The organism is Plantactinospora endophytica (assembly GCF_016862915.1).
In the GTDB taxonomy this organism is placed as follows: Bacteria; Actinomycetota; Actinomycetes; order Mycobacteriales; family Micromonosporaceae; genus Plantactinospora; species Plantactinospora endophytica.
This window is the reverse complement of sequence record NZ_BONW01000004.1, coordinates 49,583-72,073: the sequence shown is the minus strand read 5'-3', so window position 1 is coordinate 72,073 and position 22,491 is coordinate 49,583. Positions and strand designations below refer to the sequence as shown.

At 70.8% G+C, this 22,491-nt stretch carries 20 protein-coding genes; 8 read left to right on the top strand and 12 right to left on the bottom strand.

The window, feature by feature from the left end:
* Positions 1-15: 15 nt before the first annotated feature.
* Positions 16-630: a lytic polysaccharide monooxygenase auxiliary activity family 9 protein gene (locus Pen02_RS06055; RefSeq protein ID WP_239140128.1), complete on the bottom strand. Its 615-nt coding sequence runs from the start codon at positions 628-630 to the stop codon at positions 16-18.
* A gap of 782 nt (positions 631-1,412) precedes the next feature.
* On the opposite strand from Pen02_RS06055, the gene Pen02_RS06050 reads away from it, so the two are divergent.
* The 3 genes from Pen02_RS06050 to Pen02_RS06040 all read left to right on the top strand — a co-directional run bounded on the left by Pen02_RS06050 (position 1,413) and on the right by Pen02_RS06040 (position 4,784).
* Positions 1,413-2,645: a WD40 repeat domain-containing protein gene (locus tag Pen02_RS06050; protein WP_203864935.1), complete on the top strand. Its 1,233-nt coding sequence runs from the start codon at positions 1,413-1,415 to the stop codon at positions 2,643-2,645.
* Positions 2,646-2,724: 79 nt separating this feature from the next.
* On the top strand, positions 2,725-3,885 hold the full coding sequence (locus tag Pen02_RS06045; protein WP_203864934.1) for a pentapeptide repeat-containing protein: 1,161 nt from the start codon (positions 2,725-2,727) through the stop codon (positions 3,883-3,885).
* A 35-nt stretch (positions 3,886-3,920) separates the two neighbouring features.
* Positions 3,921-4,784 (top strand): ABC transporter substrate-binding protein, encoded by an 864-nt coding sequence (locus tag Pen02_RS06040; RefSeq protein ID WP_203864933.1) that lies wholly within the window; start codon positions 3,921-3,923, stop codon positions 4,782-4,784.
* Between the two features lie 287 nt (positions 4,785-5,071).
* Here Pen02_RS06040 and Pen02_RS06035 read toward each other — a convergent pair whose 3' ends face one another.
* Genes Pen02_RS06035 through Pen02_RS06010 form a run of 6 tightly spaced genes read right to left on the bottom strand, consistent with a single transcriptional unit; the run spans position 5,072 to position 11,903 of the window.
* Positions 5,072-5,935 (bottom strand): hypothetical protein, encoded by an 864-nt coding sequence (locus tag Pen02_RS06035; RefSeq protein WP_203864932.1) that lies wholly within the window; start codon positions 5,933-5,935, stop codon positions 5,072-5,074.
* Positions 5,932-7,596 carry an AMP-binding protein gene (locus tag Pen02_RS06030; protein WP_203864931.1) on the bottom strand — a complete coding sequence of 555 codons (1,665 nt, stop codon included), beginning with the start codon at positions 7,594-7,596 and terminating at the stop codon, positions 5,932-5,934. The genes Pen02_RS06035 and Pen02_RS06030 overlap by 4 nt, the downstream gene beginning before the upstream one ends.
* 21 nt (positions 7,597-7,617) lie before the next feature.
* On the bottom strand, positions 7,618-10,128 hold the full coding sequence (locus Pen02_RS06025) for a lantibiotic dehydratase (RefSeq protein WP_203864930.1): 2,511 nt from the start codon (positions 10,126-10,128) through the stop codon (positions 7,618-7,620).
* Positions 10,118-11,416 carry a condensation domain-containing protein gene (locus Pen02_RS06020; protein ID WP_203864929.1) on the bottom strand — a complete coding sequence of 433 codons (1,299 nt, stop codon included), beginning with the start codon at positions 11,414-11,416 and terminating at the stop codon, positions 10,118-10,120. The genes Pen02_RS06025 and Pen02_RS06020 overlap by 11 nt, the downstream gene beginning before the upstream one ends.
* A complete protein-coding gene (locus tag Pen02_RS06015) occupies positions 11,413-11,736 on the bottom strand; it encodes a phosphopantetheine-binding protein (RefSeq protein WP_203864928.1) in 324 nt (107 codons plus the stop codon). The genes Pen02_RS06020 and Pen02_RS06015 overlap by 4 nt, the downstream gene beginning before the upstream one ends.
* Entirely contained in the window at positions 11,733-11,903 is a 171-nt protein-coding gene (locus Pen02_RS06010) for a hypothetical protein (protein WP_203864927.1), read from the bottom strand. Before Pen02_RS06010 ends, Pen02_RS06015 begins: the two co-directional genes overlap by 4 nt.
* Before the next feature lie 485 nt (positions 11,904-12,388).
* On the opposite strand from Pen02_RS06010, the gene Pen02_RS06005 reads away from it, so the two are divergent.
* From Pen02_RS06005 to Pen02_RS05990, 4 genes are all read left to right on the top strand, one after another.
* Complete coding sequence (locus Pen02_RS06005; protein WP_203864926.1) at positions 12,389-13,321, top strand: nucleoside hydrolase; 933 nt, start codon at positions 12,389-12,391, stop codon at positions 13,319-13,321.
* Positions 13,318-14,223 carry a hypothetical protein gene (locus tag Pen02_RS06000; protein ID WP_203864925.1) on the top strand — a complete coding sequence of 302 codons (906 nt, stop codon included), beginning with the start codon at positions 13,318-13,320 and terminating at the stop codon, positions 14,221-14,223. The genes Pen02_RS06005 and Pen02_RS06000 overlap by 4 nt, the downstream gene beginning before the upstream one ends.
* 67 nt (positions 14,224-14,290) lie before the next feature.
* A complete protein-coding gene (locus Pen02_RS05995) occupies positions 14,291-15,574 on the top strand; it encodes an MFS transporter (protein ID WP_275413559.1) in 1,284 nt (427 codons plus the stop codon).
* Between the two features lie 32 nt (positions 15,575-15,606).
* Positions 15,607-16,362 carry a class I SAM-dependent methyltransferase gene (locus Pen02_RS05990; protein WP_203864923.1) on the top strand — a complete coding sequence of 252 codons (756 nt, stop codon included), beginning with the start codon at positions 15,607-15,609 and terminating at the stop codon, positions 16,360-16,362.
* 142 nt (positions 16,363-16,504) lie between these two features.
* Here Pen02_RS05990 and Pen02_RS05985 read toward each other — a convergent pair whose 3' ends face one another.
* From Pen02_RS05985 to Pen02_RS05970, 4 genes are all read right to left on the bottom strand, one after another.
* Positions 16,505-17,203 (bottom strand): HAD family hydrolase, encoded by a 699-nt coding sequence (locus Pen02_RS05985; protein WP_203864922.1) that lies wholly within the window; start codon positions 17,201-17,203, stop codon positions 16,505-16,507.
* Positions 17,200-18,753 carry a condensation domain-containing protein gene (locus Pen02_RS05980; RefSeq protein ID WP_203864921.1) on the bottom strand — a complete coding sequence of 518 codons (1,554 nt, stop codon included), beginning with the start codon at positions 18,751-18,753 and terminating at the stop codon, positions 17,200-17,202. Before Pen02_RS05980 ends, Pen02_RS05985 begins: the two co-directional genes overlap by 4 nt.
* A 298-nt stretch (positions 18,754-19,051) precedes the next feature.
* On the bottom strand, positions 19,052-19,648 hold the full coding sequence (locus Pen02_RS05975) for a DsbA family oxidoreductase (protein WP_203864920.1): 597 nt from the start codon (positions 19,646-19,648) through the stop codon (positions 19,052-19,054).
* A gap of 89 nt (positions 19,649-19,737) precedes the next feature.
* The gene (locus tag Pen02_RS05970; RefSeq protein ID WP_203864919.1) at positions 19,738-20,442 is read right to left on the bottom strand and encodes an SDR family NAD(P)-dependent oxidoreductase; all 705 of its coding nucleotides are present in this window, start codon (positions 20,440-20,442) and stop codon (positions 19,738-19,740) included.
* 113 nt (positions 20,443-20,555) lie between these two features.
* On the opposite strand from Pen02_RS05970, the gene Pen02_RS05965 reads away from it, so the two are divergent.
* Positions 20,556-21,491 (top strand): helix-turn-helix transcriptional regulator, encoded by a 936-nt coding sequence (locus Pen02_RS05965; protein ID WP_203864918.1) that lies wholly within the window; start codon positions 20,556-20,558, stop codon positions 21,489-21,491.
* Positions 21,492-21,510: 19 nt separating this feature from the next.
* On the opposite strand, the gene Pen02_RS05960 is transcribed toward Pen02_RS05965, so the two are convergent.
* Positions 21,511-22,473 carry a TIGR03560 family F420-dependent LLM class oxidoreductase gene (locus Pen02_RS05960; RefSeq protein ID WP_443678473.1) on the bottom strand — a complete coding sequence of 321 codons (963 nt, stop codon included), beginning with the start codon at positions 22,471-22,473 and terminating at the stop codon, positions 21,511-21,513.
* Positions 22,474-22,491: the final 18 nt, after the last annotated feature.

Here is a 22,491-nt window from a genome sequence, read left to right as displayed (position 1 = left end):
TCTCGATCCTGCGGATCAGACGAAGTTCACGTCGCTGCACCACATGTAGGCCTGGTCGAGGTGCGAGGCCTGCCAGATGACGAAGACGATGTGGCGTCCGGTGTAGCCGGAGGTCGAGACGTTGAACGTGATGTTCTGGGCCGGCGCGTAGCGACCGGTCGTCGTGACGAGGTCCAGGTTGCCCCAGCCGAGGCGCTGGGTGGTGGGGTTGAACCCGTTCTTGCTGACGTAGACCCGGAAGTAGTCAGCGCCGTGGCTGGCCTGGTCGTAGAGCTGGACCGAGAAGTTCCGGCTGACGTTGGTCGCCTTCCAGTTTCCGGGGTTGTTCAGGCTGTTGTTCCGGGAGAGGCCGTTGCTGCACAGTTGGCCGTCCGGGGTACGGGCCTGGAACTGCCCGCCGAGGCCGTCCCGCAGCGCGCTCATCCAGTTCCACATGGTGTCCGGGTTGGCCTGGAACGCCTGGTAGCAGGTGGGATCCTGCTGCTGCATGGCCGGGTTCATGTGGTTGTTGCCCCAGTCCTTCCAGCACTGGTACGCGCGGGACGACGGGTTGATGATCGTGCCGTGGGCCTGGGCCACTCCACTCCAGGGCAGCAAGCCGACCACCATGGTGAGCAGCAGGGTAAGCACCCGAAGGGGCTGGCGAAGGGCTGGCCGGGATCGCCCGCCGGATAGGTCGGTCCTGCGTGAACGCATAGTACATCCTCCGTTGCTCGGCGCCGAAGATCGAGATGGGAGCGCTTCCAGCAGTATTACATCGACCAAGGTAGATATCAACATTGATCTGGTTGGGGCGAGTGTGTCGGGTTGGCCGGGATCGCCGATGGTTGGCCGGAGTCGCCGTCGGGCGCGGACAGCCGCCGGACCGCCGAGCCGGTCCGGAAGCGGGTGGTCCGACAGCCCGGCCAGGTCCCTCGCCTCCCGAGCCGACGGCCCCTCGTCGGCCACGCACCGTCCACGGCCGCCCGCCACCGCCGCGATCTCTGAGCCCTGACCTTCGACCACCGACCAGAGTGGACAGGTCAGGCCGCTCTCCCGGCGGCGCCGCGACCGAGAGTCGACCAGCACCGGCAACATCGCGCCGGGAAAAGATTCCCGATGACGCGAGATCTGGCGCCGGCGTTCCTGCCACTGGTACCGCGTGACACATTGCGCCGTACGACCGCAATCCGTCCACTCCGGGCGCGGCATTGGCGGCCCGACAATTGATCAAACCATTCCGGTACGTACGAACAACTGACAGCCCGTTGACCCCGCCAGGCGACCGCATCTAACGTCGCTTCCGTCAGTGCAGTCACCCAAGCCCCCTGGAGAGGCCGCTTATGACCGCCGATGACACCATTCCGACAGAAGTGCAAACTTCCACGGAAGCGCAGACGCCGACGGACGCGCAAACTCCACCGAGAGCGAGAATGGATATTGGTCGACGGGCGTTCCTCACCGGGGTGACCGCTGTCGGCGCCGGCGTCGCGTTTCCGGAGGCGGCGTACGGCGGGTCCCGGCAGGCGGCCGTGGCCCCGGCTCCCGTACGCGTCGTGGATCGGCCGTCGGCGGCGACCGGTCCGGCGCCGCTACCGCCCGCCGTGCGCTCCCGGCGGGCTTTGTCGGCACGGACCACCGCCGCACTGCCGATCGTCCAGCACGCGAGCACGTACAACCTGGCCCAGGTGGTCAGATGGCTCGACCAGGAGCATTTCGCGGTCGGCCGGTGGGACGGCACGATGAGCGTCTACGACTTCGAGACCGCCCCGTTCGTCGGTCCGATCGTCACCGACGTGGTGAACACCCCGTCCGCCCAGGGCGTACGGATGATCACCGTGCTTCCCCGGCGGACCCTGGTCACCTCCAACGACGCCAGTTCCCTCGCCGTCTGGTGGACGACCTCCGACCGTTGGGCGGACCTGCGGCTGCGCAGCACCGTGAGCTACGACCCGGCGCTCGGTGCGGCGACGAGTGGCGCCTTCTTCTCCGGCGACCTGTCGCTGCTCGTGGTCGGCCACGACAACGGCTACCTGTCCTTCTGGTCGGTGCGGCCGTGGAGCCGCACCCTGCGTCCGCACGGACAACTCAACGTGCAGAATCCGGATCCGGTCAACCCGTGGAACCTCCACTCGGTCTACGAGGTCGCACCACTCGTCGCCTCGGGCCGGTACGCCAGCGTGATCGCCGGTTCGGACGACGGATACCTTTCCATCGTCCGCGTACCCGGTAGGACAATCGTTTCCCAGACCGTCTTCAACCCCTCCGCACAGCGGGGGATCAACTGTGTCTCCGTATCCGGAAACAAGATTCTCGTCGGCAACTGCTCGGTGGGCGCCGACGACCACAACCTCTGGTATTTCACCGCCGACATCCGGACCGGTCAACTCACGCTTGTGGACCGCGCCAATCTGATCATCAATCCGGCCGAGGTGCAGTCGTTCAATTTCGAGACGGTGTGGGGCAGGTACACCGACGGTCCCTGCTGGTTCGCCGGCACCGAAGAGGGCGCGCTGTGGATGGGTACCGCCGACACCTCGATCGAGGTCATCGGTCACCAGCCCCTCAGCGACGGGGCGATCGGCGCCGCGCTCGACTACACCGACGGACCCGGGCGGTTGGCTGCCGTGATCCACAACCTTCAGCAGTTCACCACCGGGGCGTAACCGGGGGCACTCGGCCCGACCGCCGCCGTCACGACCGATCGGCACGACACCAGCGGGGTTCGGATTGGCCAGAAGACCGATGTTCGGCAGGACCGGCCTCCGTCGCGGGCGGGGACGTCGGCGACAGTCGGACGACGTACCGGCCCGGCCTGCGGCGGTGGCGATCGGGGCCAGGGCCGGGTGGGAGAAGTACGCCGCGATCGGGCAGGTCGTGGCCGCGACCGCCACCGCCGCCGCGGTGCTCGTCACGGGCGTGACCACCTGGGCCGCGCTGGAATCGGTGGAGGTCGGCCGGGACCAGGCGGAGATCGCCGAGCAGGGTCAGCTCACCGACCGGTTCACGTCGGCCGTCGAACAGCTCGGGTCCGACCAGGAGGGGGTACGCCTCGGCGGGATCTTCGCCCTGGAACGGATCGCCCGCGACTCCGAGCGCGACCAGGCGGCGGTGATCGAGGTGCTCTGCGCGTTCGTCAGACTCCGCGCGCCGGTCTCCGGGACCCGTCCCACCCCGCCCCGGCCCGCCGGCTCGGCCTCTGCGGTCCCGCCCACCGGACGCGGCGCTGTCCACATCGATGTCGACAGCGACGCCAGCGCAGTCGACGTGGCTGTCGACGTCAACGCCGCGGTACGCGTGGTGGCCCGTCGGACGGTGCGTCCGGACCGGGTCGACATCGTGGACCTGTCCCGAACCCGGCTGGGTGGGATCAAACTCCCGACCACCGAGGACGCCGATTTCAGGTTGGCCCGGTTCGCCGGGGCGGATCTGGTCGCGGCGGACCTCGCGCGGGCCAACCTGACCGGCGCCAACCTGGAAGGCGTCTCGGCCCGCGAGGTCCGGATGGTCGGCGTACTGTCCCGGGCGAGCCTGGTCGACGCCGACCTGACCGGCGCCGTGCTGGCGGGCGCCTGGCTGGACAACACCAGCATGGACCACGCGATCCTGAACGGGGCCAGCCTCACCGGCACCAAGTTCAGGGGTGCGCGCCTCAACGAGGTCGAACTCCGGGATGCCCAACTCGGCGGGGCCGAGTTGCAGGAGGCGTACCTGAACGGGGCCGACCTGACCGGTGCGGAACTGGCCAGCGCGAAGCTGAAGGGCGCCAACCTCAGCGGCGCGACGCTCACCGGCGTCACGAACGTCAACCTGGCCCAACTCCGCGAAGCGATCATCGACAGTCGGACGGTTCTGCCGTCGGGCTTCACCTGGACGCACTCGGATGGCGTCCAGGTAACTCCTTGAACTACGACCCCGCCGTCGTCCAGAAGGAGCGCACAATGCGGGTAGCGCGCCGTCGGTATCTTCCAACCCTGCTCGCCGGCCTCGTCGTGGTCCCGTTGGCCGGAGTGGTGGCCTGCGCGCCGGACCCGATCCGGATCGTCTCGCTGTCCCCGAGTGCGACCGAGACGCTGTTCGCGATCGACCTCGGCGAGCAGGTGGTGGCGGCCGACAACCAGTCCGACCATCCGCCGGAGGCGCCGGACGAGGAGGACCTGTCCGGCTTCCAACCTGATTCGAGCCTGATCGCGGAACACGATCCGGACGTGGTCGTGTTGGCCAACGACGTACAGGACGCCCGGGGCGGGCGGATCATCGCCAACCTCGAAAAGCTCGGGATCAAGGTCCTCCTCCAGTCCGCCCCCGGCTCGCTCGACGAGCTGTACGACCAGGTCACCAGACTGGGCGAGGAGCTGTCCGTGCAGGAGTCGGCAAAAGCCCTGGTCCGGCGGATCGATTCGGAGATCAGGAGCATCAGTGCCGAGGCACCGGCGGGCAGCAAGGGCCTGCACTATTACCACGAGGTCGACACCAACTACTACACGTCGACGTCGAAGACCTTCGTCGGTTCGGTGTACGCCCTGTTCGGGCTCCGCAACATCGCCGACCCGCTGGACCGTGCCGGTACCGGCTTCCCGCAGTTGACCGACGACGACGTCATCGAGGCGAATCCGGATCTGATCTTCCTGGCCGACACGGAGTGCTGCGGGCAGAGCATCGCCACCGTCCGGTCCCGACCTGGCTGGCTGAAGATCACTGCGGTCCGGACCGGTTCGGTCATCCCGCTCGACGACGACCTGGCCTCCCGCTGGGGGCCACGGGTGGTCGACCTGGCCCGCGCGATAGCCGCTGCCCTGCGGTGAGTACCGCAGCGTGGCGGGCCACGGCCGATGGGTCGTTCGACGGGCGGCGCGGAGAACCGAAGCCGCACCGGCCATCGGACCTGCCGACGTTCGTCGCAAACACGCCGACCCGGGACGCAACCTGCCGCCGTTCGCCGTGGCCACGCCGACTCGGGACACGACCTGCCGACGTGCGCCGCAGCCACGCCGACCCGGGACACGACCTACCGACGTTCGCCGTGGCCACGCCGACCCGGGACACGACGGGACGGACCACCTCGCGGTCCGAGCCGACGTGCTGGGCTTCCTCACTCCGGCGGGGTGCCCTCGGGGCCGGGTCGCTGCCCCAACAGTTCGTCGACCATGGCCGCGACCCGGCTGTCCGACAGCAGCGAGGCCCGTGGCACGTCGAAACTCCGCCGGAGCAACGGGGCGAACTCGGCCGGCATGTCGTGCTCCTCGGAGGCGAACACCACCGGTGGGCTCGGCAGGTCGGTGTGCCACGACCGGCCGAAATCCACGGCGGTGGCGGTGGCCAGGTAGGCCAGGAAGGACGCGAAGTGCGACACCAGCTCGGCTTCGACCTCCACCATCTGGTCGCGGAACTCCTCGGGCAGGCCGGCCCGCTCGCCGCTGCGCCTGACCAACCTCGCGTAGCCGGAGGTCAGTTCGTCGATCATTTCGGGCAACCGGTACGCCCGCTCTGCCGACGACACGACGCGCCGCCCGACGGCGAGCGCCGCTCGGTAGTCGGACTCGTCGACCGCCGGACGGAGTCCCTCTACGCCGGTCTCGTAGTTCCGGACCACCGCCCCGGAACCGAGTACCAGCGGATCGAAGAGAACGACCCGGCAGTCGTGGGCGGCGGTGTCCTTCGCGAGCGTCGCCAGCAGGCACGCCAGCCCGGCACCGGCACAGTAGCCGAGCGTGGCCGTCAGGCGCCGTCCGTCGGTAAGCAGGTCGTCCAGGACCATTCGGCACAGCGCGGTCGGGTCGAGGGGACGGTCGCGTACGTCCCCGCCGCCGAACTCGAACTCCAGCAACGTCCGGCCTCCGGGCAGCAGCTCGGCCAGGTCGGCGAAGCCGGCCTCCTTCCGGCCGTTGGCGAAGTCGAACGCGACGACGACGTCCGGTCCGTCGTCCCGGAGAACCCGCCACCGCAGCCCGGTCACCACGGACTCACCATCCGGCCACCCCGTCCGTCGCCGTACGGCTCCGCCGCCAGGTACCGGGACCGGATCGTGGCACGGTCGATCTTGCCGTTGGCGTTGACGGGAAGCGAGTCCACGTGGACGAACCGCGCGGGCACCATGTGCGGGGCGAGCCGGTCCCGCAGGTAGCGACGGAGAACTCCGGGCGACACCGGATCGCCGGTGTGTACCGCCGCCAGGAAGACCTGCGCATCGGCGGTCTCGGTCGCCAGCACGACCGCCTCGTGGACGGCGGGCTGCTCCCGCAGAGTCGCCTCGATCTCCGACAGCTCGACCCGGCGACCCTGCACCTTCACCTGGTCGTCGTCCCGTCCGAGATGGACCATCAGGTCACCCTCCACCCGGACCCGGTCCCCCGTGTCGTACCAGTCGTCGTCGGCCACCGGGTCGGACACCCGCCCGGCCCGTCCGTCGGTGAACCGGACGAACCGCCCGGCATTCTCGGTGGGATCGAGATAGCCGTCGAAGCGCTGCGAGCCCCGGACGCACAGCATGCCCTCGCCGCCGGGCCGCCCTTCGGCGTCGCGCACCTCCGCCTCCAGGTGTGGGTAGATCGTGCCGATCGGCACGGTGCCGTTGGATGTCCGTGGCCACGCGTCGCGGTCCCGGGGCAGCCGGCAGGCGGCCACCGTGACGGTCAGTTCGGTCGGGCCGTACACGTTCTCCAGCACGCTGTTCGGCGCCGCGTCGGCCCACGCCGCAGCCTGCCTCAGGGTGAGGCGCTCACCGGCGAAAAGGCTCCACCGCAGGCCCGGCATGCAGTCCGGTGGAAGGGCGGCCAGGGTCTGGGCCATCGAGATCAGCGACGGAACCGAGTACCAGTGTGTGATGCCGTGCCGGTTGACGAAGTCGGCGGGTTCGAACAGCTCGTCCCTGCTCGGCACGACGAGGGTGGCACCGGAACCCCAGCACACGAACATGTCGAACACCGACGGGTCGAACGCCAGGTCGAACGTCTGGGAGAACCGGCATCCGGGGCCGGGCCGGTACCGCGCCAGGTTGTACCGGACGAACGGGTCGACGTTCCGGTGCCGGACCGGTACGCCCTTGGGCCGCCCGGTGGACCCGGACGTGAACAGGATGTACGCGATGTCGTCCGGCCCGCCGACCGCCCCATCGCTCACGACCCCGGCACCCCGAGCCGACGCGGCGCCCAGAGCCGACACGGCGCCCAGAGCCGGCGCGGCAGCCGGTGCCGACGCGGTGGGGCGAGGTGCGACGGTCGACAGGATGGCCGCCACGTCGGGATCGGTGACCCGCAGGGCCGGAACGTCCAGCTCGCGGACGAGGTCGCCGGACCCGGAGCCGTCGAGCAGCAGGGCGTCCACGGCCGCCGACCGCGCGATGGTCAGGTTGCGGGCAATCGGGGAATCCGGACTGAGCGGCACCACCGCAGCACCGGTACGCAGGATCGCCAGGTAACCGGCGTACGCCGGCACGCTGCGCGCGGCCAGCAGACCCACCCGGCGCGGCGGGTGCCCGGTGCCGATCCCCCGCAACCGGTTCGCGAGTTCGTGGGAGAGTACGTCGAGCTGGCGGTAGCTCAACGACCGGTCGTGCACGACCAGGGCAGGCAACTCCGGCACCGCGCTCGCCGTATCGGTGAACCATTCATGCAACACCGGCTGCCGACCCCCGTCCGTTCACGCGGCTGCGGCGTCGTGCAGTACCAGCCGAAGCTCCGATGTGTACCGTCGCCCCTCGGCGTCGCGGAGCCAGGAGTCACCGACGTCCGGCAACACCTCCGTGAAGCTGACCACCTGGTCGTCGGCCTCGCGCACGGTTCTCCGGATCGACCGGGCGAGCAGCTCCACGAGTACCACGTTGGAGAAGTCGACGAAGACGGGCTTGTCCTCCACCGTCACCCGGTAGAAGCAGCGGATCGGCAGCTCCTGGTCGAGGCGCCACGCCCAGGCCGCACGGAACCGGTCCGCCGGCTCGTTCCTGGCGTACCACGAGAATTCCGAGGCGTCGAAACGCCACGTCTCACGGGCCACGACGAGCTTGTCGACCACTACGCGCGGTCGCCGCCGGCGGGGCGGAAGGAGCCGGAAGCCGTTGACGAGCGCACCGGCCAGCGGCTCGCCGAGCACCTCCATCAGGTCGAACTCCCGACCGTCGAGTTCGGACACGACGGTCAGCCGGTCGCCGGAGGGTACGACCTGGAGCGCGGCTGCCGGAATCGCCTCGTCCGCGAACACCGCCGGATCGGCATGCATCGTCCAGTAGCGGAACCGACGCGACAGCAGCGCCGACGGGTTGGTGCGGGAGTTGACACCGGGAGAACTCTTCGACGGCGTACCCACGATCCGGCCCGGATGGTCGGTCGCCTCCGCAGCCAGCAGCCACTCACTGTCCGGAGCGTGCAGCACCATCGGCCGGGTCTGCAGTCCGTTCGTGGCGATGTGGATCTCACCGAGCACCAACTGGTACTCGCCACGGGCCACGGCCGCTGGATCGCTCGCGGCGATCATCACGTCGGGTGACTGCCGGGCCGCCGCCGACCAACGCGGAGGCTCGGCGGGAAACTGTCGCGCCACGGCGGCACGGATGCGCCGGGACTCGACGTGGTGCGCGCCGCCGCCCTCCGGCACGGCCAGCACCTCCTGCCAGCGCTGCTGCATTCCCTCGACCAGCGGCACCAGGATCGGCGGTGGGCCGTGGAAGGAGAAGGCGAGATCCGGCGCGGCGGCGCTGTACAGCCGGCCCAGCGGTACCCGTTCCCGGCCCGTCCGGGCGCGAATCCGCTCGTAGAGTTCGCGGAACCGGTCGGCGTACCGGTCGGCCGCCTGGGTGACGAACCAGCGCGTGCTCTGGAGCACGAGTTCGAGCGGTCGGGCGAGTTCGTCGGTCACCGCAGCGCCGACGACCGCCCCGACGTCGCGCGACGTGTCCTCGTAGACGACGGTGCGGCCGGCGTACATCTCGCCTGGCCGGCGGGCCGTGTCCGCCCCGGCCGTCCGCCGGAACGTACGGTCGAGTTCGCTCAACGACGCGATCAACCGGTCCGGGTCGCCGGCAGCCTTGGCCACCGCCGCCCGGGTCCGCTCCAGTTCGTCGAGCTGCGCCAGCGCGTGCTCGCCGGCCCGCCGGTCCGGGATCGCGGCCAGCGCCTCGCGCAGCGAGGACTCCGGCCAGGCGGACACCTCCACGGTCAGGTCCACCTGCACCAGTTCGCGCTCCTGTAGGGCGAGCAGCAGCCGATGCACCTCCGACACCGACCGCCGCGTCTCGCCGCAGCGTCCTGCCGCGTCGTCCCGGTCCGTACCGCAGCCGCGCCCTGCCGCGCCGTCTCGGTCTGCCGGGCCGCCGCGCTCTGCCGGGCTGTCTCGGATCGCCGCCAGGTCGTCGGTCGCGGCAAGCTCGGCCGCGATGTCCCGGATCGTCCTCGTTCCGCACGCGAGCGCCAGCAGCCGCGCCTCGTCCGACGACAATGCGTTGGTACGACCCAGCGGGTCGGTCACCGTTGCGGTGGTCGGCCAGAACACGTTCTGCGGTGCGCGCCTCGGCCGCAGCCACGGCACCACCAGCGGATCCCTGGAGAGGCGTCGGGCCAACGCGTCGACGGCCCACACCTCGAAGTGGACCGTGCGACGGCTGATCAGGTGCTCACCGCCGTACACCGTCAGCGGGGCCGCGTCCGGCTCGAACCGTGCCCACGCGACCGGCCCGAAAAATCCGATGGTCTCGTTCTTCAGCGCGTACCGCTGCGCGTAGCTCGCGACGGTGAGCAGCCGCTGGCGAGGCTTGCTCGGTGGCGTGTCACCGGTGAACTCGGCGTCGGCGGTCACCTTGTCCAGGCACAGCGGGATCAGGTGCGGTGACTGCCACGCCACGGCCTCCCGGAACAGCGGATCCCGCGCGGTCGCGGCGAGGTGCGCGGCGGCCCGCCGGAAGGCGTCCCGGTACGCCGCCCGGAAGGCGTCGTCGACCGCTCCGGACCGGCCGGTCGCTCCGGATCCGTCGGTCGCTCCGGACCCGTCGGTGGGAAGATTGGCCACCAGCGCCGGATCGCCGGGCGGGACGAGATCCGCCGGGAAACCGGCGCTGCGGAGCATGGCCAACCGCCACATGCGCCATCCGCCGGTACCCAGCGGGATCCAGTGCGGTTCGTTCGACGCCAGGTTCGTCCTGGGCACCGGGCTAGCGGTCATCGCCGCCCGCCAACGCCGCCGCGAGGACCGTGGGCAGCCGCTCCGCCAGCTCCGGTGGTAACCGCGCGGACCACTCGACGTCGTACGCCACGTGGCCGGAGTGCCGGACGAACCGCACCCCGATGTCGGCCTTCGGTTCGTAGCCACGGACGAACAGTTCCGCCGACACCGAGCGGACCGCCCCGGAGCCGGTCCACCGGTATGCCGTCGGGCCGGCCGACCGGCGCTCGGAGACGATGACCCGGTTGAGATTCGGGCCCACCCGGGCGAGCCGTGCGTCGTCGGCGACTCCGGCCTGCGGCAGTGCCCGCGCGGCCAGATCGGTCCGCCAGCCGGGCACCTCCCGGGCGAGCAGGTCGGCCAGGGAGTCGTGCGGCCGGTGGACGGCCACCAGCGGTACCTGGTTGACGAAGGCGCCGACGACGCGGTCGTGGCCACCCCCACGCGGCCGGGCCGAGGCCGCCACGCTGACGACGGTACGGTCCCAGCCGAGTGCCGACAGGCTCCGGTGTACCGCCCCGACGAGCCCGAGGAAGAGGCTTCCGCCGGCCCGCTCCGCGACGGACCGCAGCCGGTCGACGCCGGTCCGGTCCAGGCGGTGTCGTAGGTGCCCGGCGATGCCCGGGACCGTGGGCGGCCAGCACCACCCGGCGCCGAGCCGGTCGACGGTCCGACTGATCCACCGTTCCCGGTCCCGTGCCAGGCAGGCAACCTCGGCCAGGCGTACCAGCTCGACGAGTTCGAGATACCGCTCCGGGCCGGCGGGCTCGACCGGCTCACCGAGCAGGCAACGGGCGAACCTCTCGGCGATCACGGGTTGGCTGGTGCCGTCGACGAGCAGGTGGTGGAGCACCAGTACGGCGACCGTGCGCCCGTCGGCGGTCGGCGCGGCGACGATCCGGCACAACTCGCCGCCGTCGAGGTCGAACGGCGCCAGCACGTACGGCAGGAACGCGGGATCGACGTCCAGCCCGTCCGGCGGCGACACCGGGGAGGCGAACCAGGACACCGTGTCCGGCGCTCCGGCGAACCACTGCACCACCTGCCCGTCGTCGTCGAGCGCGGTCCGCAGGCCGAGGATCGCGGTGCGCTCGACGAGCCCGCGCCAGGCGTCCGCCAACCGTGTCCCGTCCACGTCGCCCTCGATCGTGAACGCGATGACGACGTGGTACGCGGAGGTGTCGCCCAGCCGCTGTGCGGCGAACCAGAGCCCGGCCTGCGCCCCGGTGGTCGGGAAGCGTGCGGCGCCGATGCGGCTGGTGGGTACGGCACTGTTGCGGGCGGTCAACGTGTGATGCTCCGGCCGTCGGCCGGACGCCGCGCCCGGCGGCCCGGATCGGGTGTGGCCGACTCGGAGAGGCGGCCGAGTCGCTCGGCCAGGGAGCGAGCGGTCGGGTTACCGAACATGTCACGGATCGACAGCCGCACGTCCAGTTCGTGCCGGAGCCGGGCCACGACCCGCGCCGCGGTGACGGAGTTGCCGCCCGCGTCGAAGAAGTCGGTGTCCGCGTCCACCGGCTCCTCCGCCGGCAGGTGGGTGCGGAAGGCACTGACCACCAGTGCCACGAGATCCTCGCCGGTCACCGGCCCGGGTCGATCCACGGTCACGCCCTCCCGTCGGTGCCGAGCGGCCAGGACCGGAGCAGGGTGTGTCTGAAGGGTCGCGCTGTCGTCTCGTGCACCACGAAGAAGGGCGCCTTCCCGTCGTCGGTTTCCAGGTACAGGTGGTCCCGGTACAGGTCGTACGTGTCGTCGGGTGCCGGATAGTCGGGCACCGGTCGGTCGACAGCCGGCCGACAATTCGACCGTGTTCCTCGCCGCCGTCGCGGAGTTCCTCGCCGCCGTCGCGGAGATCCGGCCCGGACGGAACGGCGGGCCTGACAACGGCATGTGAGGGAATGTCCGAGTAGAGGATTACGTCTACGAAGAGCGGATCACGTGCATTTTCCGCACACTCCTTCCTCGACGGCGGTCGTCGACAACCGCATGTCGATCGGTACGACCGAAGCCTTCCGGGATTCTTATACTATCGATTTCGTCTTCACAAGGGACTGTCCAAAGTCCTTACTCGGGACCTTCCGGGCATGATCGACCAGGCGTTGACGTACTTCGGTTTTTCTGGTGTCTTGTAGCATTGACCGGCTTCGGCCTCCTCGGCACGAGCCCGCATCGGCATTGCGGTGTCGGAACATCGGGGACGTCCGAGCATTGAGGACTCTGCCACCGGCCCTTCCGAGGGCGGAGAGAGGACGAGCTTTCGATGGTTGGTGTGCCCGTCTTTCTCGACTGCGACCCGGGGCACGACGACGCACTCGCCATGTTGCTGGCGATAGCAAGCCCCGAAGTCGAAATTGCGGGCATATCGACGGTCGCCGGCACCGCCGGGGTCGAGGCCACCACCCGGCACGCGCTCCAGGTGGTGGAACTCGCCGGCAGGCCCGACATTCCGGTGGCGTCCGGATGTGGGCGTCCCCTCGTGCGCGACCCGGTCCCGGTCGGCGAGCTTGCCACGGCGGGGATGCTCACCGACCTCGGACTGCCCGAGCCGCGCCACGGTGCCGTGGAACCGCACGCCGTCGAGCTGTTGGCCAGGTCGGTCCGCGAGCACCGGGACCGGCTGACGGTGGTCTGCACCGCCCCGTTGACGAACATCGCGCTGTTCCTGAGGATGCACCCACGACTGGCCGACCGGGTGCATCGGCTCGTCCTGATGGGCGGCTCGGCCACGTTGGGCAACGTCACGCCGTCGGCCGAGTTCAACATCTGGTCGGATCCCGAGGCGGCGAAGATCGTCCTCGGTTCCGGCCTGGACATCACGATGGCCGGGCTCGACGTGACCTTCCGGGCCCAGATCCTGCCGGACGAGGCCGAGTCGCTGCGTACCGCCGGCCGGTGCGGCGAGTTCGTCGCCGACATCCTGGCCACTGTGGCGGCCCGGCACAGCCACTACTCGAACCGGCCGGGCACGCCGCTGCACGACGCGGTGGCGGTCGCGGAGGTGCTCTGGCCTGATCTGGTGGAGAAGGTGAAGTGCAACGTCGCGGTGGAGACCGGGTCGGCGCTCACCTTCGGGCGTACGGTCGTCGATCGGTGGGGGGTGACCACGCTGGAGCGGAACGTCGCGTACAGCGCGAACGTCGACCGGGACCGGTTCGTCGAGCGGTTCGTCGAGCGGGTGCGTCGGCTGCCATGAGCACGACGTCCGAACCAGCACCACCGCGCCTCGGGGACGCGCTCAAGGACTCCGTCCTGCACGCGCTGTTCTCCCCGGTCTACGTGCTGCACCGCCCGGCCGGCCGGCACGACGCGCTCTGGCCCCTGTTCGGATACGAGGCGAGCCTGCACACGCTGCGGTCCGAGGACGACGACGTACGCATCGCGCTGAGCCTGCTCGACCGGTTCGGCCGTACGCTCCTGACGGAACTGCTGCGCAGCCGACTCGCCGACCCGCCCCCTTGCCCGGGCACCGGCTGGGATGCCGTACGCGTCGACATCGGTTCCCGCCAGCGGTCGTTGAGCCGGCCACGCGACGTCGAGGCGTTCTGCCGACTCGGCCCGGTCGACATCGACGTGCCGATCCGCGTCCACCGGCCCGCCCGGACGACGTCCGTACTGGTGCTCGGCTCCTACGTCCCGTACCCGCCGCACTACATCGAGGCCCTCTGGGCGGGTCTCGGTACCCCGATGGAACGGCTCCGGGCGGGTGAACGACTCCGGCCCATCGAGGCGACGCTGCTGCTGTGCGACACGTTCGAGCGGGAGGGCCTGTACGCCCTGACCTGCAAGGCGGACCGCCGGCACATCGTCAACGTGTACCACCGTACGCAGTCCCTGATGACCGACGCGGACGTCATTGTCCTCATCCTCGAATCCGGAGCGCTCGGCACGGCGATGGAGCTGGGCATGATCTGCGCCCAACCCGAGATAGCCCGCAAGACGGTGGTACTCGCCCGGGCCAGCGACCCGTTGACCGGCCTCGCCACCTTCGGTGCCTTCCGGCTCAACCGGCTCGCCGCCGTCTCCTACTTCTCCAGCCACGAGGAGCTCGTCGCACGCGCGAAGGTCCTGGTACCGGATGTCCTCGCCGCCGCCTGACCGGTCGCCCGGGCCCCCGCCAGCGGTCGTCCCCGCACGGGCCGGGCCGTTCCGACGACGGTTCGGCCTGCTGGCCGATGCCGACTTCCGTTCGCTGTACGTGGCCTCGATCGCGTCGCACGCCGGCGGGCAGGTGGCGACGCTCGGGATTCCGCTGGTCGCCGTGCTGATGTTGCAGGCCAGCGAGCTGGAGGTCGGGCTGCTGTCGATGGCGGCGCAACTCGCCCTGCTCGTGCTCGGTCTGCCGGCCGGCGCCTGGGTCGACCGGGCGAGCCGGCGGAGGGTGATGATCCTGAGCAACCTGGGCCAGGCCGCCGTGGTGGCGTTGATCCCCCTCGCCTGGTGGGCCGACGCGCTGGCGATCTGGCAGCTCTACCTCGTGGCGCTGCTCCGCGGGGTGACCGGGTTGTTCTTCAACGTGGCGTACCAGAGCTATCTGCCGCACCTCGTGGGCCGGGACAACCTCCTCGAAGGCAACACGAAGCTGGAGGGCGCCCGATCGGTCGCCCAGGTGGCCGGCCCCGGGCTCGCCGGTCAACTGGTCCAGGCGGCGACGGCGGTCGGTGCACTGATCGGCAGTCTGGTCATGGTGGTCGTGTCGGTACTCGTGCTCGGGCGGATCCGCGACCGGGAGCCGGCCCGGCGCGGCGCCCGCGACACCCGGCTCCGACACGAGATCGGCGAGGGCCTGCGGTTCGTCCTCGGCCACCGGTTGCTGCGACCGATCGCCGCCTGCTCGGGGACCTTCAACCTGTTCTGGGCGGCATACCTGGCGATGTTCGTGGTCTTCCTGGCGCGCGGCCTCGACCTGAGCGGGGGCGCCATCGGCGTGGTGATGATGGTCGGCGGAGCCGGCGGGATCGTCGGGCTGTTCGTCAACCGCCGGATCGTCGGCCGGCTCGGACAGGGGCCGACCCTGTGGGTCACCCCGGTCCTCGTCGGCCTCTTCGCGCTGCTGGTGCCGCTGACCAGGCCCGGACCGACGGTGTGGATCGCCGCCCTCGGTCAGCTACTGGCCATCGCCAGCATGATCGTCTACAACGTCACCCAGGTGACCTTCCGGCAGGGCCTCACCCCGGACCGCCTGCTGGGTCGGATGAGCGCCACCATGCGGTTCCTCGTCTGGGGCACCATGCCGTTCGGTGCACTGCTCGGCGGCGTACTCGGCCAGTGGCTCGGGCCACGGACGGCACTGTTGGTCAGCGCGGTCGGGGTCAGCTTCTCCGCCGTACCGGTGCTGCTGTCGCCACTGCGTCGGATGCGGGAGTTGCCGGTGCTGCCGGCGGAGGACGACACGGCGGAGGAGGACACGGCGGACCGCAGCGGGGTCGGCGAACCCTCGACCCGATGACGCGTCGCCCGCGTCGCCGGCCGTGCGTTACGTTGGGTGCCGACGCAGTCGCCGACCCGAGGGACGCGGTGGAGGCCAACAACTACTCCCGCAGATGGTTCGACGTGTTCGAGGCGACCCACCCGTACACCGGGAACGAGGTCGACTTCCTGGTGCGGTGGCTGCCCAATCCGCCGTACCGGCGCATTCTCGACGTCTGTTCCGGACGTGGTCGGCACGTCGTGCCGCTGGCCCGTCTCGGCTACCAGGCGGTGGGCGTCGACCGCGACGAAGAGGCGATCGGGTACGCGCGGCGGCGGGCCCTGGAGTCCGGGGCCGAACGGGCCACCTTTCTCCGGTACGACGTCCGCGACCTGGCCGCCGTACCAGGGGTCTTCGACGGGGTCGTCGTCCTCTGGCAGAGCTTCGGCTTCTTGTCGCCGGCCGAGAACGCGCGGCTGCTCTCCGACATAGCCGACAAGCTCACCCCGGCCGGCCGGGTCGTGCTCGACCTCTACAACCCCGACTGGTGGCACCGACACCAGGGGGTCGGCACGACCGAACGCGGCGGTCGGATCGTCCACTCCGCCAGCGTGCTCGACGGGACGCGGCTGCGGGTGAGTCTGTCCTACGACGGCGACGACGACACCGACGAGTTCGAGTGGCAGCTCTTCACCGTCGACCAGATCACCCGGATGGCCGACCGGGTCGGTCTGGGTACCCGCCTGGTGTGCACCGAGTTCCACGAGGCCAAGCCACCGACGGAGGACGACAGGGTCGTACAGGTGGTCCTGGAGCGCCGAACCTGACAGCCGGCGGCCCGTGCCGTGTCACGCCCGACGACCGCGCCCCGGCTCGTAGCACGTTCGACGACCGCGCCCCGGCCCGCGTCACGTTCGACGACTGGCGTCCCGGCTCGCGCCACGTTCGAGAGCCGCGTTCCGGGTCGCGTCAGGCCTGGCGCAGCAGGTCGACGAGGTCGGTGAGCGACCGCACGACGCCGGGCGGCGTCTCGTTCGCGGACGCCGACCTGTCGATGAGCACCCCGTGGAGGCCGAGGTCCCGGGCGCCCTGGACGTTCTCCGGCAGGTCGTCCACCAGCAGCACGTGTTCCGGAGGGAGCCGCAGCTCGGTCAGGGCGGCCCGGAAGAACCGCTCGTCCGGCTTCTCCGCGCCGATCAGCGCGGACACGAACGTGTGGTCGAAGGCTTGCCACAGGCCCAAACCGTCCAGGGCCTCGCGGACCATCGGCAGTGCGTTCGTGGCCAGGCAGAGCCGGAAGTGCGGCCGGAGCGCGTCCAGTGCCGGCAGCGCGTCCGGATAGCCGCGCTTCGCCGCCCGGTAGTGGCACGTCCGGTGCATCTCCGCGAGCAGCGCGTCGTCGAACGGAATCGCCAACGTGCCCAGGAAATCCGTCCACATCGCCGTCCACGCGACGCGCTCGTCGTCGGCGGTCGCGATGCGGCCCAGCGGAAACTCGATGTGCCGCGCACAGGCGGCGTGCAGCTCGCGCGGCAGCAGCTCCGGATCGGCCGGGATGCCCCGGTCGGCGAGGAACCGGCCGACCCGGTACGCCAGCCCTCGGCCGGTGTGCGTCAGGCACCTGTGGTCGTCGACGAGGATCGCCCGGACCCGGCCGACGTCGCTCATGCCGGTACGCCGGATTCACCGGCATCGAGGCCGAAGCGCTCGGCAAGCTCGCCGGGCGCGGCGGCGAGCCGGTCGACGATGCCGGTGGCCACGTCCGCGGCGAGGTACGCGTCGTTGTAGTCCACGCTGACCCGCACGTCCTCGGCCGACCCGTCGCCGGTCAGCACGGAGAGCCGCACGGCGGGCCCCCGTGGCCGGACCACCGTCCCCTGACCCGTCCGCAGGTTCACCTGCCACCGGCGGTCCGGCCGGGGCGCGGCGTGCACCACGTTGAGGCTGACCAGCGGCGTGACCGAATCGAGCAGCCGGGTGAGTTCGTCGGGCGGGCGTACCCACTCCGCACCGAAGACGCCGATGCCGTGGTGCGGGATCTCGGCCAACTCTGCCCGGAGGCGGTCCCGCCACCACACCGGGTCGGCACCGACCGGCGGCACGGCGACGGCCACGTTGGAGCTCAACCAGCCGACCGTGCTGTGCAGTTCGACGCCGTCGAACGCCGGGTACCGGCCGTGCGTGGACATCCCGACCAGAAGGTGCCGCCGGCCGTCACCGAGCACCAGGCTGGCGGCCATGAGCATCAGCTCCGTCGGGGTCAGCCCCAGGGTCCGCCGCAGTACGCCGACCGCCGCCCGCTCGGATGCGTCGAACTCGGCCGTTGCCCGCCGGCCGGTACCTTCGCCGACGGCGGCGTGCTGCGCGTACGGTCCCCGCCACGACCGGTGCAGGACGTCGCGCCAGTACTCCTGCTCGGCCAGGATCTCCCCGGAGGTCTGGTACCGCTCCAGCAGCGTCGCCCAGTGGTGGCTGGTGGTCGTGTCACCCATCCGCGACGGGTCGTCGCCACGGAGGATCGCCTCGACCTCGGCCATCAGTATCTCGTGGGAGACGAAGTCGCTGACGGCGTGCTGGGTGACCAGGACGAGTTCGGTGTGCCCGCCCGCCGGATCCGCCAGCATGGTCGCCACCGTCGTCGGTCCCGCGTACGGGTCGAGACGGCGCCTCGACGCGGCGGCCAGTGCCGGCACGTCCGTTGCCGGCCCGAGCCGGTCGGCTGCCACGACGTCGACGTCGAGCATCCGCTCCCCCGTCTCCGCCTGGTGGGCCGTCCCGTCGCCGGCCCGCACGATGCGGGTACGCAGGGCGTCGTGCAACGCCGGCAGCGCGCGTACCGCCTCGGCCACGTCCCGGGGGTCGACCGGGTCGCTGGTCCGCCACCTGCTCACCACCGCCAACCGCGCGGCGGCCTCCTGGTCCAGCCTCAGCATCCACCGCTGGAACGGCAGCAGCGGTGCCCGGCCGGACGGTCTTCCGGCCCGGACGACCGCCGGTGCGGTGGTGGCCGTCTCACGGACGAAACGGTGCAGCGACGGCGCCCGGAGCAGTGCCTGGATGCCGAGACGAAAGCCGTGCAGTTGTGCGGTACGCGCGAGCGTCAGCGCGACGAGCGAGTTTCCTCCGGCGTGGAAGAAGTCCATCGTCAGGTCCGGCTCGTCCAGCGCCTGGCGTACGACGGCGGTGAGGTGTTCGACGGGCTCGGGTGGGCAGGTCACACAGGTAGCCGGCCGATCACGAAGCATCGCGACACCCCCACGAACCGCCACCGGATCTGGTGCATTCCCGAGCTGTGCAGCCTGACCAAAGGCAGAACCGGCAGTGACACCCGAGCCCGCGATCCGCTCCGACATGCCGAAGGCTTCGGAGACAACGCCGGGCGGCTTGACTGCGCGTTCTGCGTTTCGTCCAGCAGCGACGGTAACAGGTCGGCCTCGTGCAGGGCAGGCATCATCGCGCCCTGGCGCCGGAGGGCTGTGCGCGGAGGCGTCGGTGTTTCGTGGGTCCGCTCGGCGGTCACCTCGTGAGGGTCGCGTGGAACAGTTCCTCGGACTGCTCACCTTCCAGGAACGGTCCGCCCTCGAAGCGGAAACTCGGCGGCTGGACGCCGAGCTGCCGTACCCGGTCGAGTTCGGCCCGGAGTTCGGCGGCGCCGGTCTCGCGGGTCACCACTCCCGTCTCGGCAGCGAGTCGGGTGAGTGTGTCGGGGTCGGCGAGGTTGCGCCCGTCGGTGAAGTAGGCCCGGAACAACCGCTCGGCCATCTGCTCGCCCTTTCCCTGCGCGGACGCCTGGGCAAGGATCCGGTGCGCGTCGAACGTGTTGGCGAACACCGCCCGGTCGAAGTTCAGTTCGAGACCGTCGGCGATTCCGAACGACCCGTCGGACAGGAGGGCACGCGCGACGTCCTCGCCACGCTGCCGCTTCCAGACCTCGAACAGCGACTCACCGGCGGCAGACGCGTCGGGTTGGAGCTGGAACGGCAGGAAGACGGTCTCGACCGCGCCGCCCTGGGCGCGATAGACCCGAGCGGCTCGAACGAATCTGCTGAATCCACGGTAGGAATGGACACATACGAAGTCCAGGACAACCTCGGCCCTGCGCGGGGCGTTCATACTCGTCTCTCCTCCTGGCCGTGACCGGACGTTCGTTCGGTGGATACCGGCTCCGGGGGTTGCCCCGGCAGCGTGACGTCTGCTGCGCATCACCAGGGCACCGGGCCACCGGCCGCGAAGAAGCCACCGGTCGGGCCGTCCGGCCCGAGTACGGCCATCCGCACGATGATCTCGGCGCCCTCCTCGACGCTCTGGGCTCCGGTGTGGCCGTTGAAGTCGGTAGCGGTGTGACCGGGATCGACAGCGTTGATCCTGACTGCCGGGTACGCACGGGCGTACTGCGCGGTGACCATGTTCAGCGCGGCTTTGCCGGAGTTGTAGGCCAGCCCCGGCACCCAGACGGGTACGACCGACGCGTGGCTCTCGGGGTCGGCGGTGACGGCCAACGAACCCAAGCCACTGCTGACGTTCACGACAACGGGGGCCGGACCCGCCTGGAGCAACGGCAGAAAGGCATGCATCACCCGTACGACGCCGAAGACGTTGGTGTCGTACACCGTGAGCATGTCGGCTGCGGTGATCTGCCCGGCCGGCCGGACGGGGCCGATGATCCCCGCGTTGTTGACCAGTACGTCGAGGTGACCGACCTGGTCACGAACCAGCTTCGCCGCCGCCTGCACGGACGCGTCACCGGTGACGTCGATCAGCAGCGGGTGGGCGCCGACCCGCCCGGCGGCCTCCTCGCCGCGCCGGGCGTCGCGGGCGCCGAGGTACACGGTGTGCCCGACCTCGACCAGGCGGGCGGTTTCCAGGCCGAGACCCCGGTTGGCTCCGGTGATCAGCGTCGTCGTCATACCCGGAAATCTCGCCCGTCCGAGGACGGCGAGGAAGTGCAACCTTCTTCCTGGTACCGCCGGTACCAGGCAGCGGCGGGCGCTCGCGGGCCGCCGGACGGATAGTGGACCCCATGAGCGAGAACGGGATCGGGGACACCCGCCGGGCCCGGGGCGGCAACGAACTGGGCGCCGCCCTGCGCCACTGGCGTGGCCGGATCGATCCGGCCACGGTCGGACTGCCCGTCGGCCGCATCCGGCGGACCACCGGGCTGCGACGCGAGGAGCTGGCTCTGCTCGCCGGAATCTCCGTGGACTACGTCATCCGCCTGGAGCAGGGGCGTGCGACGTCCCCGTCCGGGCAGGTCCTCACCGCGCTGGCGCGAGCGCTGAGGCTCGCGGAAGCGGAGCGTCGGCACCTGTTCCTGCTGGCCAACCAGTCGGAACCCTCGGCCGACCGGGTATCGGCACACCTCACGCCCGCCGTCCGGCGGCTGCTCGACCAACTGGCCGGCACGCCGGTCAACGTGTACGACGCCGCTTGGACGCTGATCGCCTGGAACGCACTGTCGGCCGCCCTGCTCGGCGACCCCTCCGGCCTGTCCGGGCGCGAGCGCAACGTCCTGTGGCGGCACTTCACCGGACCGCCGGCCCGGGTGGTGCACGACCCCGAACAGCAGGCCCGGTTCGAGACGGCCGCGATCACGGACCTGAGAGCGGCTACCGTCCGCTACCCCGCCGACGCGGGTCTGCGCTCGCTCGTCGCCGACCTGCGACACCTCAGCCCCCGGTTCGCCCGGTGCTGGGAGTCGCGCGCGGTGGGCAGCCACGTGATGAACACCAAGACCGTCCGCCACCCGGACGTCGGACCGCTCGTGCTCGACTGCGACGTGCTCACCGCGCCAGGAAGCGACCTGCACGTCGTCCTCTACACCGCCGCCCCGGGCACCGAGGCGGCCGACAAACTCAGGCTGCTCGACGTGGTCGGCGCACAGCCGAACACCGTACCCGACCTGCCGCACACCCGACCCGAGCCGAGCCGCCGGGCTCTCGTCCGCCGAGGGCGGTGAGTACCTGCGGCGGCACCGGTCAGGTGGACGGGGCCGGACGGTCGACGGTCGCGCGCATGGCCGCGACGACCTCCGACCCGACGAGATCCAGATGGTCGGTGTCCTGGATGTCGAGGAACTGAAGGTAGATCCGGTGCAGCCCGAGATCGGCGTACGCATCGAGTTGGGCGCGGACGGAAGCCGGTGAGCCGCGCGCGATCACACCCCGGCCCGCGCCCGCGTACGGTGCCATGCCGCTCTCCCGGTGTTCCATCTCCGCCTCGGTGGAACCGCAGCAGACGGTCAGCAGGGTCGACCTGCGCAGGTCGCGCGGATCGCGGCCCAGGGACGTACACGCCCGGTCGGCGCGGCGCAGTTGGGCGGTCACCAGCTCGTGTCCGGCGAACGGCACGTTGAACTCGTCCGCGTGGCGCGCGGCGACGGCCGGGGTACGGCGTGGCCCCCGCCCGCCGACGATCACCGGTGGACCGCCCGGCTGCACCGGCGTGGGCAGTGCCGGACAGTCCTCAAGGCGATAGTGGACCCCCTGGTACGAGAAGCGCTCCCCCGGGCGGGTACGCCAGAACAGGCGCATGATCTCGATCTGCTCGGCGAGCCGCTCGAACCGCTCGGCGGTCGAGGGGAAGGGGATCCCGTGGCTGCGGTGTTCGTCCGCGTACCAGCCCGCGCCGATACCCACCTCGATCCGTCCCCCGCTCATCCGGTCGAGTTGGGCCACCGACACCGCGAGCGGGCCGGGCAGCCGGAAGGTGGCCGAACTCATCATGGTGCCGAGGCGCAGCCGGGACGTCTCCCGGCTGAGCGCGCCCAGGGTCAGCCAGGCGTCGGACGGGCCGAGGTCACCGGGGACGTTTCCCTCGGCGAGGTAGTGGTCGGCCAGGAACAGTCCGTCGAAGCCGGCCTTCTCGGCGGCCTGGGCGAAGGACAGGATCTGTTCGTAGTCCCAGCCCTGGTGCGGTTCGAGGACGGCGGAGACGGGGATTCGGGTGCTCATCTGGTG